The sequence below is a fragment of the Marinimicrobium hydrolyticum genome (genome assembly GCF_030848505.1).
In the GTDB taxonomy this organism is placed as follows: Bacteria; Pseudomonadota; Gammaproteobacteria; order Pseudomonadales; family Cellvibrionaceae; genus JAVDDU01.
Genome location: NZ_JAVDDU010000007.1, coordinates 145,801 through 160,714, shown reverse-complemented (window position 1 = coordinate 160,714; position 14,914 = coordinate 145,801). Strand labels below are relative to the sequence as shown.

The following is a 14,914-nucleotide window of genomic DNA, read 5'->3' as shown; positions in this document are numbered from 1 at the left end:
ACAACAAACGGATGAGGCCGCGCCGGGGCGAAAGTATGCTCGACAAATGATCAATTGTGGCAAATTGTGCGCGCGCGTATTAACTCACTCAATGCTCATACTGGCCTGACCACCGGTCACTTCCCGCACGCTGTTTTCCAGCCCTTGTAATTGGTTCTGAGGAACGGAGACGCGCAAGCGTACGCTCTGCTGATAATCAGCGTGCTCAACTTGCAAACCAGCCTGGGTTAAACAGTGGCGAACTCGCTCCTCCTGAGCAAAATCCACTTGAATGGACACCGTCGACGCGGGGGTAATCAGCCGCCATTGAGCCTCATCCAAGGCCTGGGAAACGGACTGGCTGTACGCGCGCACAAGGCCGCCGCTGCCCAACTTGACGCCACCAAAGATGCGCACCACCACGGCCAGACAATCACCGGCGCGCCGGTGCCCTAAGACATTCAGTATGGGTTTGCCCGCAGTGCCCGCGGGCTCCCCGTCATCACTAAAGGCTTGGGCTTGAGGCTGCTCCGAGTCACCCAAAATATACGCCCAACAGTAGTGGCTGGCGCCCGGGTGGGCTCGGCGCGTATCCGCCACAGCGGCTAGTGCCTGTTCGCGATTAACGACCGGAATCAGCAGCGCCGTAAAAATGCTGCGTTTTTCTTCGTAACGGTACTCGCAGGAGTTCGCTAGCACCTGGTAAGGCTTGCAGATCATGGGCTCTTGGCTACGGTACAGTTTCTTCCCTGCGCCTTGGCTTCGTACATGGCGGCATCCAAACGCTGAAAGTTTGCGTCAGCGCTGGCGTCAGGGTCCAGCGCCACAATACCAACACTGACGCTGACTTCAACCCGAGCCTCTCCGCAATGGACCGGCACTTGGGCTAACCGCTTGTGCAAGCGCTCAGCAACAGAATAGGCTTGATTCACGCTGGTATCCGGCAACAACGCCACAAACTCCTCGCCGCCCCAGCGGCCGACCACATCGGTGGTCCGAAACACATCGCGACAGATGCGAGCAAAAGTGCGCAGCACTTCGTCCCCCACATGATGACCCAAGCTGTCGTTAATGCGTTTAAAGTGGTCCAGATCCGCCATAAGCAAACTCGCGACTGGCGCGCCGCGTCGGCCAAGTGCTAGCGCCTGGTCCAGATGTTGGTTGAACACCCGCCGATTGGTGAGCCCAGTCAACTCATCGGTAGATGCCAAAGCGGCCAGCCGACGCCGGGTCTGCTCCAATTCAGAGAGCATTTCCTCCTGGCGGGCGTTCGCCCAGAGCAATTCCAGCTGTCCCATCACCTGGCGCGCTAGAGCCGGCAGTAGCTCGGTTTGGCGCTCGTTCAGTTCGCGAGGCTTGTCGTCCAACACACACAATGTGCCCAGCGGATAACCCTGCGCAGTTTCCAGCAACGCCCCAGCGTAAAAACGCAAATACGGCGGGCCGGTCACCAACGGGTTATCGGCAAAGCGTGGATCTTGGAGCGTATCGGGAATTACGAATAAATTTCGCTGTTTGATGGCGTGAGAGCACATGGAAAGCTCCAAATGCGCATCCTGCGCTCCCAAGCCCAACTCTGACTTAAACCATTGGCGATCACGGTCAATAAAATTAATGACAGCCATAGGCACATCGCAGACATAGGCGGCGACTTGCACCAGCTCGTCAAAGGCTGATTCAGGCAGCGTATCGAGAATTTTGTAGGCATTAAGAGCGGACAGGCGGCGCTCTTCGAATTCACCGCTTACGAGGTCCCGGGCTAGCTCTTCGCCGGGACTGAGGGGACCTGGTTCAGAGTGACTCATACATCCCTCCACGGCGCATTCAGACCAACTGCGGCCTACTGACGGGCCGTATTCTTGGCTATTATGCCCAATTTCACGTCAAAAAAAGTGGCTTGAGTCGCTAATGTGGCAGCGGAAGGGATATTTTTCACCATTCTCGCCTCCAAAGAGCACTTAAATGAGGAATTTTGAATGCAGCGCCATATCGCCATCGTGGAAGACGAGCCAGCCATCGCTGCCAATTATCGGGATGCCTTTCAGCGACTCGGCTATAAAGTATCGCACTACCCGGACCGCCCTTCCGCCATGGACGCCTTTGCCCAGCGGCTGCCGGACCTGGCCGTTATTGACGTAGGCCTGGGGGATGAGGTGGAAGGCGGCTTCGACTTATGCCGTGAGCTGCGCAGCCGTGCCCCAGAACTGCCGATCGTGTTTCTGACGGCCCGCAACGATGACTTTGACGTCATATCCGGATTGCGCTTGGGCGCCGACGACTACCTAACCAAGGACATCAGCCAGGCCCAGATGCTGGCCCGCATCGTCGCGCTGTTTCGACGCGTAGACGCCCTGCGGCGCCCGGTTGCGGCCGAGGAAGTGCTGGAGCGAGGCCCCTTGAGCCTGAATATGGCCCGTATGTCCGCCCTCTGGCGGGATCAACCCCTGGAGCTGACCATTACCGAGCTGTGGATTTTGCACGCGCTGGCCAAACATCCCGGCCACGTGAAAAATCGGCAGCAATTGATGGATGCCGCCAATGTCGTGCTGGACGACAACACCATTACCTCGCACATCAAGAGAATCCGCCGTAAATTCGCCGCCCTGGATCCGGAATTCAACGCTATCGAAACCGCCTACGGCATGGGTTACCGCTGGCACGGCGAGGCCTAGGTGCGCCTGCGCCTGCAACTGCTGCTGCTCAGCCTTTTAACCCTGGCCCTGCCCTGGGCCGGGTGTCAGTACATTCAAGAAGTGGATCGCGCGCTCAGGACCGGCCAGGCCTCGGCACTGGCCGCCACTGCCCAGGCAATTGCGGCTCGTCTGAGCGCCGAGCCCGACCTTTTAATCTCCGGCAGCCGCAGCGCTGGCCTGGAGAGCCAACTCTACGTTCATCCCCTATCCTTCCCCCTTGTGGTGGATGGCTATACGGGGGACTGGCGCGAGTTGGCACTCACTCCTAGGCGCTTTCGTCACCGGGACGACCCAGCCTTTCGAGCCCAATTTTCCCTGGCAAGCGATGCGGCCTACCTGTACCTATTGGCGGAAGTAAGCACTCCCAAACTCTCTTACCACGACCCCGGGCAGCCCGAGCTGGCCAGTGGCGATCATCTGGTATTGGCGTCCGGCGCCGACGTGGGGCTAAGCCGTTATTATGTGATCAGCGCTGAGGCTCCTGGCCCGATCAATGTCACGTTCCGAGATGCTCAGGGGCAGATCCAGCGCGAGCATCGTATCCGCGGTCACTGGCAGGAAACGGACAACGGCTACCGCGTGGAACTGCAGATGCCTCTCAATCTGGCCGGCGACAGCCTGGCCCTGGCGGCGGTGACGCGCGACGGCACCCCGCGCATGCTCGGCACCCTCTCGGAAGAAGCCCTGCTCGCGGGCCAAGCTCAAGACCCCGGCTTGCTGCCGCCGGTTAGCGGGAAGCTGATTTACCCCTCCAAGGACATTGAAGCGGCGCTGGCCGTATTCGCTCAACCGGGCGTGCGCTTGACCCTCACCGACCCCCTCGGCTGGGAACTCGCCAGTGTGGGCGACCTGAATCAGACGGCGGAACAACAGCCGCAAGTCCACTGGCTGCTCAGGCACATCTATCGCGCGGCTCTGCCCACTGGAGAGCTGCCCGAGCTGCCCGTCAGTCGTACCGGCCTCAACCATCATCCAGCCCTGATCAATGCACTGGGCGGAGAAACCACCCGCCAGTGGCATCAGCGGGGCACTCAGCGAATAGGCGCCGCCGCCACCATGATCCAGCAGGACCCCGCCAAGGTGAGCGCCGTAGAAGACATCATGCTGGGAGCCATTTTGGTGGAGCAGTCCAGCGACGCCATGCAGGCGTTGACCGAAACGGCCTTTGTCCGGCTTCTGAGTATCGGCCTTGGCACCATGGTTCTGCTGATTCTGACCTTGCTGGGATACGCCAGTTGGCTGTCCTGGCGCATTCGTCGACTGAACCAGTCGGTAAAAAACTTGTTCGACTCCGAAGGCCGAGTTGGACGCGCCCAGGCACGCGGGTCGCGGGCACCCGACGAAATCGGCGACTTGGCGCGCAACTACGAAGCGCTGCATCAGCGCCTGCAGGCCTATACCGGTTACTTGAAGACGCTCGCCGCGAAGCTCTCCCACGAGCTGCGCACTCCCCTGGCGGTGGTGCGCAGCTCCCTGGACAACCTTGAACACCAAGCGCTCCCCAGCGCCGCCAGGGAGTACACCGAGCGAGCCCAGAGCGGCGTCAATCGCCTCAGCGGTCTTGTAACCGCCATGAGCGAGGCCAGCCGGGTGGAGGCCAGCATTGCCCGAGCCGAACGCGAACCCCTGCCCCTGGATCAGTTGCTGCGTGACATGACCGCCGCCTATCGGGACCTGCACCGCCAGCACCGTATTGAATTAGAGATAGCGCCGCCATCCACCCCACATGCCTACACCCAAGAGTTGGCGCCGGATTTGATTGTCCAGCTGCTCGACAAATTGATGGATAACGCCGTCGACTTCTGCCCGGAGGGCGAAGAGATCCGCTTAACGCTCACCCGCGCCCCAAACTCCGGGGACCTGCACTTGAGCGTCGCCAATCAGGGGCCGTTGTTGCCCGAAGCCATGGAGTCGCAGCTGTTTGATTCCCTGGTCTCCGTGCGCCCCTTGGGCCAAGAGCGGGCGCACTTAGGCTTGGGGCTCCATATCGCGCGCTTGATTGCCCATTATCACAGCGGTGAGGTGCGCGCCGCTAACTTGCCGGACGGCAGCGGTGTGGTGTTTACCCTAATACTCCCCCCACTGGATGCCATAGGCCCAGAATCAGGTTCCCAGCCGCAGAAAGGCACGCCAGGAGTTGACACGGGGGTTTAATTGGGCATAATGTCGCGTCCTTGATTCCAGACCGGTTTTCGAACCCAAATTCCAGATTCAGCCAGATTTAGATAGGAGCACCACGGTGGCCAATACCCCACAATCCAAAAAGCGTGCACGCCAGAACGAAAAGGCTCGCAAGCATAACGCCAGCCTGCGCTCCATGGCGCGCACTTACGTGAAGAAAGTTGTTAATGCTATTGAAGCTGGCGACGCGGAAGCTGCCAAAGCCGCTTACATCGCCGCTGTGCCGGTAATCGATCGTATTGCCGACAAAGGCCTGATGCACAAAAACAAGGCCGCACGTCATAAGAGCCGCTTGAACAGCCGCATCAAAGCTCTGGCTGCCTAAGCGCGCCAATCCTTCAGGGATTGCAGGATTGTCAAAAGCCGGCTTCAAGCCGGCTTTTTTGTGCCCTTCTTTCGGGTTTCTGCTGGCGCGCATGCCCCTATTTTCAACCGGGAACCTCCCAGCAACGGCTCAGCCTAGTGAGTGCCACTCACAAGCAGTCTATTCCAGCGCACACGCTGGATTTTCAACGCCACCAACGCTATGATAGCGCAACCATACAATAATGAAGGGCTCCTTGGTGCTCGAGCGGCCTCCCCAACCGGCCGCACCCGTTTAGCATCGTAAGGCTAACGCAACACTGACCCGACTATTGTCTCGGGCACCGGCCTCCACGCGAGACCCAAACCGCCATACTCGTATTGCACTGTCAGGAGATGTTCATGCTGTTTCCGTCCAACAAAGGTACTCGCTTTAACCTGCAAAGCCCGACGTTAATGCCGAGAGCTTCAGCATTTTTGTGGAATCGCAAGATGATGATCCAGGCCAATTGCCGAGGCTACGCGGTGTCCCAGTTTATGCAGCCGGAGCCCGCCAAGTACGCCTATGCGCCTAACTTGGAAGCGAAAACTTTTATGCAGCCGGAGCAGCCGTATTACGCCCACCATCCAGGCCGCTTTGTTTACATTAAAGATGAAGACACGGGGGAAATTTTCTCCGCCCCCTACGAACCTGTACGCGCTGCTTACGAAAGCTTCAACTTCTCCGCTGGACAGAGCGATATCATTTGGGAGGTGCGCTGCGCGGGCATTACCGTGGAGATGCAACTGAGCCTACCCACCGATGACGTGGCCGAACTGTGGCAAATCACGGTCAAAAACCGCTCCGAAAAAACTCGTCGATTGAGTATTTACCCTTACTTCACCGTCGGTTATATGAGCTGGATGAATCAATCGGCGGAATACCGATCCGATCTGGGCGCTGTGGTCGCCACTTGCGTCACGCCCTATCAAAAGTATCCAGACTACTTCAAAAACAAATACTTTAAAGACAAGACGTTTCTTCTCCACGAACAGACACCAGTTGCCTGGGACGTGCAGCGTGAAAATTTTGAGGGCGAAGGCGGCCTGCACAACCCCACCGCTTTGACCCAAGAGCAATTGGATTGTAACGACGCGCGCTACGAAACACCCTTGGCCGCACTGCAGTATCGCGCGGAGCTGAAATCCGGCGCGAGTGAGACGTATCGGTTTGTGTTTGGCCCGGCCTTCGATGACGAGGAAATACTCGCTATTAAGAAGCGCTACTTGTCGCCCCACTCGTTTGCCATCAGTCAAGCGAACTACGCTCAGTACGTGGCTCAAGGCGAGGGCGTGTTAAACATTCAGACTCCCGACAAGGACCTGGACGGCTTTGTAAACCATTGGCTGGCCCGACAAGTGTTTTACCACGGCGACGTCAACCGTTTGAGTACCGACCCGCAGACGCGCAACTATCTGCAAGACAATATGGGCATGACGTATATCCAACCCAGCGTCACCCGCCAGGCGTTTGTGCATGCCCTGAGCCAACAAGAAAGCTCCGGAGCCATGCCAGACGGCATCCTCTTGCACGAAGAAGCTGAACTAAAATACATCAACCAGGTACCGCATACAGATCACTGCGTGTGGCTGCCGGTATGCCTGCGCGCCTACTTGGACGAGACCGGCGATTACGACATGCTGAGCACTCCGGTTACCGACGCTGAAGGACAGACCTTGACCGTGCTTGAGCGAATCAGCAAGGCAATGGATTGGTTGCTGCAGGCGCGCGACCACCGCGGACTAAGCTACATCGCCCAGGGCGATTGGTGTGACCCCATGAACATGGTGGGCTACAAAGGTAAAGGCGTATCCGGCTGGTTATCGGTGGCAACTGCCTACGCCTTGAATCTGTGGGCGGATGTGTGCGACCAGGAGCATAAGACCGACGACGCCAAGCGGTTTCGCCGGGGCGCGGACGACATCAATCAGTCCGTCAATGAGCACCTGTGGGATGGCGAATGGTACGGCCGCGGCATTACCGACGACGACGTGGTGTTTGGCATCAGCAAAGACAGTGAAGGTCGGATTTTTCTCAACCCACAAAGCTGGGCCATGCTCGCCGGCACCTGCTCGGAACAACAGCGGCAATCAATGCTTGCCGCTGTGGAAGCGCAGCTGGAAACCCCTTACGGCGTGATGATGCTAGCTCCCAGTTTCACCAGCATGCGTGATGACGTGGGCCGGGTTACCCAAAAGCACCCCGGCTCGGCAGAGAACGGATCCGTTTACAATCACGCGGCGGTGTTCTACATCTTTAGCCTGTACACCACCGGCGAGTCGGATCGCGCCTATCGTTTGCTGCGGCAAATGATTCCCGGCCCGGATCTGGAAGACTATCGCCAGCGCGGCCAGATGCCCATTTACATTCCCAATTATTATCGCGGGGCCTATTACCAGTATCCGCGCACCGCGGGCCGGTCCAGCCAGCTGTTTAACACCGGTACCGTGAGTTGGGTTTATCGCTCTTTGGTAGAAGGGTTATTCGGTTTGCGCGGCGAGCGGGACGGCCTGCGCATCGCGCCGCAGCTGCCCGACGATTGGCAGGAAGCGAAGGTCACACGACGCTTTCGCGAAGCCACATTCGAAGTGGAAATGGTCCGCATGCCCGAGCGCAAAGGCCTGTCGGTCACCGTGGACGGTGAGGCCCTCGACGGCACATTGATCCGCAACCCGGAAGCCGGCCGTCGCTATAGCGTGAGGGTCGAGATCGGGCGTTAAGCGCCTTCCATTATTTGAGATGAGTGGACTGACGCATCCTGACTTCGTAGCCGATGTCCACGATCTTCTCGCCCTGATACTCGTCTTTGAGCACCTCAACAATCATGGTTGCGGCTTTAACACCCATGTCGTAGCGAGGGGCGTAGACACTGGACAGTGACGGATTGACGAAGGCTGAGGCTTCGAAATCGTTGAAACCACACAAGCCCATCTCGGTTGGAACATTAATGTTCATGCGTTGGCTTTCGAAGAGCGCACCCAGGGCCAAATCGTCGTTACAGCAAAAAACGGCATCAACCGCACCATTGGTAGAAGCCATCATGCTGCGAAACAACTCGCCGCCCAACGCGATGGACGAAGGCTGGGGCGTGGTAAATACCAGCTTATTGTCAAAACGACTTTGTTGTTCCAGCGCTTCGCGAAAGCCCGCTAACCGTTGCTGAACACGTTGGTCCATACGGGCGCCGATAAAAGCCACCCTTTGGTAGCCTGCTTTTAGTATTTGCTCCGCCATCGAATAACCGGCTTTCTGATGCGAGAAACCCACATTCATATCCAGTGGATTTTCCAACAGCTCCATCATTTGTACTACCGGGACATTGGCATTTTTGAGCATTCGCTGGCATGCTCCAGTCTGCTCCCCACCGGTAATGATCATAGCTTCCGGGGATTGACTGAGCAGAGTGCGCACCATGCTCTCTTCTTCCAAAGGTGAATAATGGGTATCGACCAACAGTACCTTGTAGCCGCTGGCGCCCGCCACGTCGTAGATACCGCGCAGGACATCGTTAAAAACGATGTTGGACAGCGAGGGGATAGCGACCCCAATAACCCCAGAGCGGGCCGAAGCCAGAGAGCTGGCGGACTGATTGGGTATATAACCCAGTGCATCAATGGCTTCCTGCACACGGCGGCGCAACTCGTCAGAAACTTTGTCGGGGTGATTTATGACTCGGGAAACGGTGATGGCACTAACCTTGGCTCGTTCGGCCACATCCACCAAAGTGGCTTTTCTTCCGGATTGTCCACGCTTGCGGGCTTCCACAAATTCGTCCTCTTTGTTACAAAGCTGTTTTTATTAAAAAGTGGCCTAAATAGGGCCCAATGTTTGCGCTATCATTATAAACGCGTTAGTCTGTGCCCCGTTTCAATAAAACACGACAGGATCCAATCTTACCATGAAAAATCCGGCGAACTTAGGCGGTGACTCCAACCCAGTGTTAGTCGTAGTGATGGGGGTCTCCGGCGCCGGAAAATCCACCGTTTCTCAAGCACTGGCCGAGCAGTGCGGATACCTTTACCTGGATGCCGACGACTTCCACAGCGTCGAAGCGCGCACGCGCATGGCCGCTGGCACGCCCCTTACTGATGATATGCGCAAACCCTGGATTGAGACGATTTGTCAGCACTTGCGTGAATTGGCCGCTAACAACACCGATGTGGTACTGGCGTTTTCGGGCCTACGTAAAGTTCACCGGGAGCCATTGCGTCATTGTGGCTATCAGGTGCAGTTTCTGTTTTTGGACGGGGACCGGGAAACCATTTCCGCACGCATGCAAGCGCGCACTGGCCATTTTATGCCTAGCAGTCTGCTGGACAGCCAGTTCGCCTGCCTTGAGCGGCCGGACACTGAAGCGGACGTGCACGCGCTGGACATAACACCACCGCTTCCCGAAATGCTGGACGAAGCCGTCGCAGTGATCAAGGAGAGACGCTCCCGCAGTCAACTTACCACCGAGTAGAGGCCTATAATAATGTCTACAACATTTCTACTATTGCTTACCGCTGGCGGCATCGCCACCCTCCTGGTCCTTATCATGGGCCTAAAAATGCAAGCCTTTGTCGCCCTGCTGCTGGTCAGTATGGGTGTGGCAATCATTGGCGGTGTCCCACTGCCAGAAGTTGCCGGACTGATTCAGGAGGGCATGGGCAGCACCCTGGGCTACATCGCCATCGTTATTGGCCTGGGCACCATGATCGGTGAGATTCTCCAGGTCTCCGGTGGTGCCCAGCGCATTGCCAACACGTTAATGCGCCGAGCGGGCGAAGCCAAAGCCCCTTGGGCACTGAGCGGCATTGGCCTGATTGTGGCCATCCCAGTGTTTTTCGAAGTGGCTTTGATCCTGTTCATACCCCTGGTTTACAACCTGGCCAAGCGCACGGGCAAGTCCCTGCTCTGTTACGGCATCCCTCTGGTCGCCGGTATTGCCGTGGCGCACGCTTTTATTCCTCCCACACCCGGCCCCGTGGCCGTGGCGTCACTTCTGGGAGCAGACTTGGGCTGGGTGATTTTTATCGGCCTCATTTCCGGCATTCCCGCCGCCATCGTGGGTGGTGTTCTGTGGGGAAAATTCATCGGTGCGCGTATTCACACCGAAGTGCCAGAACATTTGATGCCTGAGCTGCCCGAGAGCGACGCTCCCGAGCGCCCCCTGCCCAGTTTCGGCCTGGTGATATCCATTATTTTGGTACCCCTGGTGATGATACTGCTCAATACCGCCGCCCGGGTTTGGCTGCCAGAAGATAATCGCTTCGTTGAGGTCATGGCGTTTGTCGGTCACCCCTTTACCGCTTTGTTAACGGCATCGCTGCTGGCGTTTTATTTCCTGGGAACGCGCTTGGGTTTCAGCCGCGCGGAGATTCAACGTGTAGCCACCCGCTCCATGGAGCCTGTGGGCATGATTATTCTGCTTACTGGCGCGGGCGGCGTCTTCGGTCGAGTACTGATCACCACGGGTGTGGGTGACGCACTGGTGACCGCCATGACCGCTACCAACTTGCCAGTGGTCATCTTCGCATTCTTGGTAGCCACCGTTATACGGGTATCTCAAGGCTCCGCTACCGTGGCAATGGTGACTGCCGCAGGACTGGTTGCACCTATCATTCAAATGGGTGATTACAGTGCGCCTCTGGTGGCCTGTGTAGTCATCGCCACCGCTTGTGGTGCTACTGTACTGTCGCACGTAAACGATTCCGGCTTCTGGCTGGTCAAACAGTTTATGGGGCTAACAGAGAAGCAAACTCTGGCGTCCTGGACGGTTATGGAAACCATCGTCGGTGTTGTGGGTTTAATCGCGGTGTGTATTATCAGTCTGTTTGTGTAATCCGAACCGCCAGGGAACGGAACTTGCAACGACAAACACTGCCCACTTTGGGCAGTGTTTGTTTGGCCAAGAGGTAGTGGACCATGACCACCGATTTCATTTCCCTGGATGAGCTAAAGAGTAAGCTGGCGGCACTTCTGGGGCCACTCTACCCGGAGACTGATCCCCACCAGCTCACGGACGATTGTCTGCAGGCCGTGGGCCCACGGTTGGACTCAGCGATAGTGCCCCAGGAGCAACTGTGGTCGGAAGACGACTGCCTGCTTATCACCTATGGCAATTCTATTCGTGCGCCAGGGCACAAGCCCTTAGACACGCTTCAAGATTTCCTTCACGAGCATCTGCGCGATGTGTTCAGTGCCGTGCACGTTTTGCCTTTCTTTCCCCACAGCTCCGACGGCGGCTTTGCCGTGATCGATTATACCCAGGTAGATCCGGATCTGGGCGACTGGGAGGACATTGAGGCCCTGAGCCGGGACTTCAAGCTTATGGGCGACTTGGTTATCAACCACGTCTCCAGTCAAAGCCGGTGGTTTAAAAACTTCCAATACGGCAGAGACCCAGGTCGCGACTACTTTGTGGAGGCCAGCCCCCACTTCGATCTATCAAGCGTGGTGCGGCCGCGCACCAGCACCCTACTGCACCGAGTGGAAACCACCGCTGGTGTAAAGCACGTTTGGTGTACCTTCAGCCACGACCAAATCGACGTGGACTTCCGTAATCCGAAAGTGCTTTTAGAATATTTGCGGATTATTGGTGGCTATCTGGACCGCGGCATTCAGTGGCTACGTTTAGACGCCGTGGCCTTTCTTTGGAAGGAAATCGGAACACCGTGTATTCACCTCCCGCAAACTCACGAAGTCATCAAATTGCTGCGCCTATTGATGGACTACAAAAACCCGCACGCGCTGCTGATCAGTGAAACCAATGTTCCCAACGAAGAAAACCTGACGTACTTTGGCAACAGTAACGAAGCACACATCATCTATAACTTTAGTTTGCCGCCATTGGTGATTCATGCACTCTTGTCCGGGGACAACCGCTACTTGAAAAGCTGGTTGATGAGTATGCCACCCTCCCCCATGGGTTGCGCTTATTTAAATTTCACCGCCTCTCACGATGGCATCGGTTTGCGGCCCGCCGAAGGACTTTTATCCGATGAGGAGCTGAGTCGTTTCCTGGACACCTTGCGCTCTTTCGGTGGGCGTATTTCCAGCCGCACGGACGACACCGGAGCCACCAAACCGTACGAGGCCAATATCAGTCTGTTTGATGCGTTCAAGGGCACTTACAAAGGCACCGATCGCTGGCAAGAACACCGTTTACTGTGCTCACAAATCATTATGCTGTCGCTGGAAGGGATCCCAGCCTTCTACATTCACACCCTGTTCGCCACACCCAACGATCTCGACAAACTGGAAGCGACACAGCATAACCGCTGCATCAATCGAAAGAACTGGCATGCGGGTGAATTGGAGTCCTTGCTTGCGGACGCAAACTCTCCCCAACACAGGGTCTTCACCGAGTTGCGCCGACTTATCCGCATTCGTTGCGCGCAGCCGGCGTTTCACCCAAACGCCACTCAGTTCACCCTGCACATCAACTCTGCGGTGTTTGCCTACTGGCGCCAAAGCATGCGCCGCACTCAGAGTATTTTTTGCTTGAACAACTTAAGCGACGAGCCTCAACCGATAAACCTTTCCGACCTCAACCTCATCAGTACGGAAACGTGGCGTGACCTGATCGCCGGCAAGGAAATCGAAGACCTGTATGGCACCTTAACCCTGGCGCCCTATCAGTGCCTGTGGCTGACAAACTACGAAAAGAAGTAAGCGCACCAGTTCGAGTTAGCCCTGGTCTTTTTCCACCGCATCCAACAACCGCTCGTACACATCGGGAACGGCACTGAGCACACGCGACCAATTGGCCATAAAGGGTCGTTCGGTAGGGTCATTTAGAAATTGTTCGCCCGCGCGCATGATGCATTTGGTAAACAGCTCCACGGTACTTTCTTCCTGATTACGGTCAAGACTCATGCCATTGATCACCGCATCATTGTGATAGCGGTCCACCAGGTCAAGCGCCAGTCGGTAATAACTCGCTTTTATGGTGCGGAAGACTTCGGGGGTAAACACTTGGCCCTTGATCGCCAGCTTGCGGAATAACGATTTGGAAATGTCGGTGCTCATTTTCGCCAGGCCGCCATCGGGGTTATCTTGGGACAATGTCTGATGCTTATGATCGTAGGCATCGGCGATATCCACTTGGCAGACCCGCTCGTCCGAGTAGCGCCGGTTTACTTCGGACAGGACCCCAACTTCCAAGCCCCAATCGCTGGGAATGCGAATGCCACTGACCACATCCACAATCATTGAAAACTCACCCGCCAGCGGGTAGCGAAAGCTGTCAATAAACTCCAGATAGTCGTCACTACCGAACACCTGCTTCAGGGCTCGCACCAGAGGTGACACCAATAAGCGACTCACGCGACCGTTGAGCTTGCCTTCAGCGGCGCGATAATAGTAACCCTTGCAAAATACGTAGTTGAACGTGGGGTGAACCACGGGATAAAACAGTTTGGCGACTATATCCCGGTTGTACGTGAGTATGTCACAGTCATGCAGGGCCACGGCCTTAGCCCGGCCGGACGCGAGCGCATAACCCAGGCAGTACCAAACATTTCGGCCTTTCCCCAGTTCCACGGGCGCCAATCCATAGTCTGCTAAAACCTTGTCGATCGCTTTCAGCCGCGGCCCATCGTTCCAAAGTATGTAGTGGCGCTGAGGCAAACGAGAGAAAAATTCCTTCGCGTGTTCAAATTGCTGTTGATCGGCACGATCGAGACCGATGATAATTTCGTCGAGAAACGGCACTTTACTCAATTCATCGATGATGTGACTCAGTGCCGGCCCTTCCAGCTCTGAGTAGAGACACGGCAGCACCAGGCACATGGGCTTTTTATCCCGCCACTCACACAATTCCGCTTCCAATGCCTCAATGGGACGATCCCCGAGGTTGTGTAAGGTCGCGATGCGCCCGTTTTGAAAGAAATCACTCATGCTCGGTTCCTTAGGCTGTCGAGTATTTCCAGAACCGCCGCATTCCAACCTTCGGCGCCCTCTTTTGGTGCGCGCGTTACGTGTTTCAGTGCGTCACCGTTCATGCAAGCACCATTTTCATTGGGTATGAGTACTGGGGCGTCCGCAAACTTCAGCATATCCAAATCGTTGGGGCTGTCTCCCAGTGCGATACAGTAAGGCTTTTCCTGATACAGCTGTTCGTAGCGCGCCAGCAAAGAGCTTACCGCGTTACCTTTATCACACTGACCCAGGACGTGGTAAAAACGTCCACCCTGGATGAGCCTCAGTTTGTTCTCCGCCAGTACCTCAGTGAAGCTATCTAACTGCTCCGGATCATCGCGCCACAAAATGGGCTCCGATGCTTTACGTTGACCCGCCAAGCCAGCTTCCTCCAATGACAGGCCAGTGACGTGACCGATTTCTTCGTCGGTCATCCAGGCAAAGCCGGTAAATTGGTAATCCGACTTCAACCCATTTAACACCTGCAATATTTGCTCCCGATCGATCCCCCGATAATCATAATAATAGCCATCGCTCATAGAGCGGTCGTCGGCTTCTACGCCCAACTCTTCTACACGATCCTGTGGAATCATTACTAAACTGCCGTTCTCACACACGAAGGGATGGGTATTGCCGAGCGCCTCCCGCACACGTAGCATCTCGGGCGCCGTTTTACTGGAGACCAGAACGAGGGGAATCTTCTGCTCTTTCAGTTCAGCTAACGCTGGTTCGGCCGCTTGAAAACTATAATCGGCATGGTTGAGCAAGGTGCCGTCAAGATCGGAAAATACCACCACTGGTTGCATAAACTCAC

Annotated in this window: 12 protein-coding genes; 7 read left to right on the top strand and 5 right to left on the bottom strand. The window is 56.4% G+C overall.

The window, feature by feature from the left end; translation table 11 throughout:
• Positions 1 to 84: 84 nt before the first annotated feature.
• Together RBH33_RS13465 and RBH33_RS13460 are read right to left on the bottom strand one after the other, a co-directional pair.
• Entirely contained in the window at positions 85 to 699 is a 615-nt protein-coding gene (locus RBH33_RS13465; protein ID WP_306732724.1) for an IMPACT family protein, read from the bottom strand.
• Complete coding sequence (locus RBH33_RS13460; RefSeq protein ID WP_306732723.1) at positions 696 to 1,784, bottom strand: sensor domain-containing diguanylate cyclase; 1,089 nt, start codon at positions 1,782 to 1,784, stop codon at positions 696 to 698. The genes RBH33_RS13465 and RBH33_RS13460 overlap by 4 nt, the downstream gene beginning before the upstream one ends.
• 171 nt (positions 1,785 to 1,955) lie before the next feature.
• Here RBH33_RS13460 and pdsR point away from each other — a divergent pair, with 171 nt between their 5' ends.
• The 4 genes from pdsR (at position 1,956) to RBH33_RS13440 (ending at position 7,916) form a co-directional block, all read left to right on the top strand.
• Positions 1,956 to 2,651: a proteobacterial dedicated sortase system response regulator gene (gene pdsR, locus RBH33_RS13455; RefSeq protein WP_306732722.1), complete on the top strand. Its 696-nt coding sequence runs from the start codon at positions 1,956 to 1,958 to the stop codon at positions 2,649 to 2,651.
• Complete coding sequence (locus tag RBH33_RS13450) at positions 2,652 to 4,826, top strand: ATP-binding protein (protein WP_306732721.1); 2,175 nt, start codon at positions 2,652 to 2,654, stop codon at positions 4,824 to 4,826.
• 85 nt (positions 4,827 to 4,911) lie between these two features.
• Positions 4,912 to 5,178 carry a 30S ribosomal protein S20 gene (rpsT, locus tag RBH33_RS13445; protein WP_306732720.1) on the top strand — a complete coding sequence of 89 codons (267 nt, stop codon included), beginning with the start codon at positions 4,912 to 4,914 and terminating at the stop codon, positions 5,176 to 5,178.
• A gap of 380 nt (positions 5,179 to 5,558) precedes the next feature.
• Complete coding sequence (locus tag RBH33_RS13440) at positions 5,559 to 7,916, top strand: GH36-type glycosyl hydrolase domain-containing protein (RefSeq protein WP_306732719.1); 2,358 nt, start codon at positions 5,559 to 5,561, stop codon at positions 7,914 to 7,916.
• A 10-nt stretch (positions 7,917 to 7,926) separates the two neighbouring features.
• Here the strand turns inward: RBH33_RS13440 and gntR are convergent, their stop codons facing one another.
• Positions 7,927 to 8,961 carry an HTH-type transcriptional regulator GntR gene (gntR, locus tag RBH33_RS13435; RefSeq protein WP_306732718.1) on the bottom strand — a complete coding sequence of 345 codons (1,035 nt, stop codon included), beginning with the start codon at positions 8,959 to 8,961 and terminating at the stop codon, positions 7,927 to 7,929.
• A 133-nt stretch (positions 8,962 to 9,094) separates the two neighbouring features.
• Between gntR and RBH33_RS13430 the strand changes: the two genes are divergently transcribed.
• From RBH33_RS13430 to RBH33_RS13420, 3 genes are all read left to right on the top strand, one after another.
• The gene (locus tag RBH33_RS13430; protein ID WP_306732717.1) at positions 9,095 to 9,658 is read left to right on the top strand and encodes a gluconokinase; all 564 of its coding nucleotides are present in this window, start codon (positions 9,095 to 9,097) and stop codon (positions 9,656 to 9,658) included.
• Between the two features lie 12 nt (positions 9,659 to 9,670).
• Positions 9,671 to 11,020: a GntP family permease gene (locus tag RBH33_RS13425; RefSeq protein ID WP_306732716.1), complete on the top strand. Its 1,350-nt coding sequence runs from the start codon at positions 9,671 to 9,673 to the stop codon at positions 11,018 to 11,020.
• Positions 11,021 to 11,103: 83 nt separating this feature from the next.
• On the top strand, positions 11,104 to 12,852 hold the full coding sequence (locus RBH33_RS13420; RefSeq protein WP_306732715.1) for an alpha-amylase family glycosyl hydrolase: 1,749 nt from the start codon (positions 11,104 to 11,106) through the stop codon (positions 12,850 to 12,852).
• A 15-nt stretch (positions 12,853 to 12,867) separates the two neighbouring features.
• Here RBH33_RS13420 and RBH33_RS13415 read toward each other — a convergent pair whose 3' ends face one another.
• Both RBH33_RS13415 and RBH33_RS13410 read right to left on the bottom strand, forming a co-directional pair.
• On the bottom strand, positions 12,868 to 14,079 hold the full coding sequence (locus tag RBH33_RS13415) for a glycosyltransferase family protein (protein ID WP_306732714.1): 1,212 nt from the start codon (positions 14,077 to 14,079) through the stop codon (positions 12,868 to 12,870).
• On the bottom strand, positions 14,076 to 14,906 hold the full coding sequence (locus RBH33_RS13410; RefSeq protein WP_306732713.1) for an HAD-IIB family hydrolase: 831 nt from the start codon (positions 14,904 to 14,906) through the stop codon (positions 14,076 to 14,078). The genes RBH33_RS13415 and RBH33_RS13410 overlap by 4 nt, the downstream gene beginning before the upstream one ends.
• Positions 14,907 to 14,914 lie beyond the last annotated feature (8 nt).

What these genes read in the sequence shown, in the direction of transcription:
- RBH33_RS13425 (WP_306732716.1), top strand. Translation starts at nt 9,671, where the DNA reads ATGTCTACAACATTTCTACTATTGCTTACCGCTGGCGGCATCGCCACC.
- RBH33_RS13440 (WP_306732719.1), top strand. Translation starts at nt 5,559, where the DNA reads ATGCTGTTTCCGTCCAACAAAGGTACTCGCTTTAACCTGCAAAGCCCG.
- pdsR (WP_306732722.1), top strand. Translation starts at nt 1,956, where the DNA reads ATGCAGCGCCATATCGCCATCGTGGAAGACGAGCCAGCCATCGCTGCC.
- RBH33_RS13465 (WP_306732724.1), bottom strand. Translation starts at nt 699, where the DNA reads ATGATCTGCAAGCCTTACCAGGTGCTAGCGAACTCCTGCGAGTACCGT.
- RBH33_RS13460 (WP_306732723.1), bottom strand. Translation starts at nt 1,784, where the DNA reads ATGAGTCACTCTGAACCAGGTCCCCTCAGTCCCGGCGAAGAGCTAGCC.
- RBH33_RS13430 (WP_306732717.1), top strand. Translation starts at nt 9,095, where the DNA reads ATGAAAAATCCGGCGAACTTAGGCGGTGACTCCAACCCAGTGTTAGTC.
- RBH33_RS13420 (WP_306732715.1), top strand. Translation starts at nt 11,104, where the DNA reads ATGACCACCGATTTCATTTCCCTGGATGAGCTAAAGAGTAAGCTGGCG.
- RBH33_RS13410 (WP_306732713.1), bottom strand. Translation starts at nt 14,906, where the DNA reads ATGCAACCAGTGGTGGTATTTTCCGATCTTGACGGCACCTTGCTCAAC.
- RBH33_RS13415 (WP_306732714.1), bottom strand. Translation starts at nt 14,079, where the DNA reads ATGAGTGATTTCTTTCAAAACGGGCGCATCGCGACCTTACACAACCTC.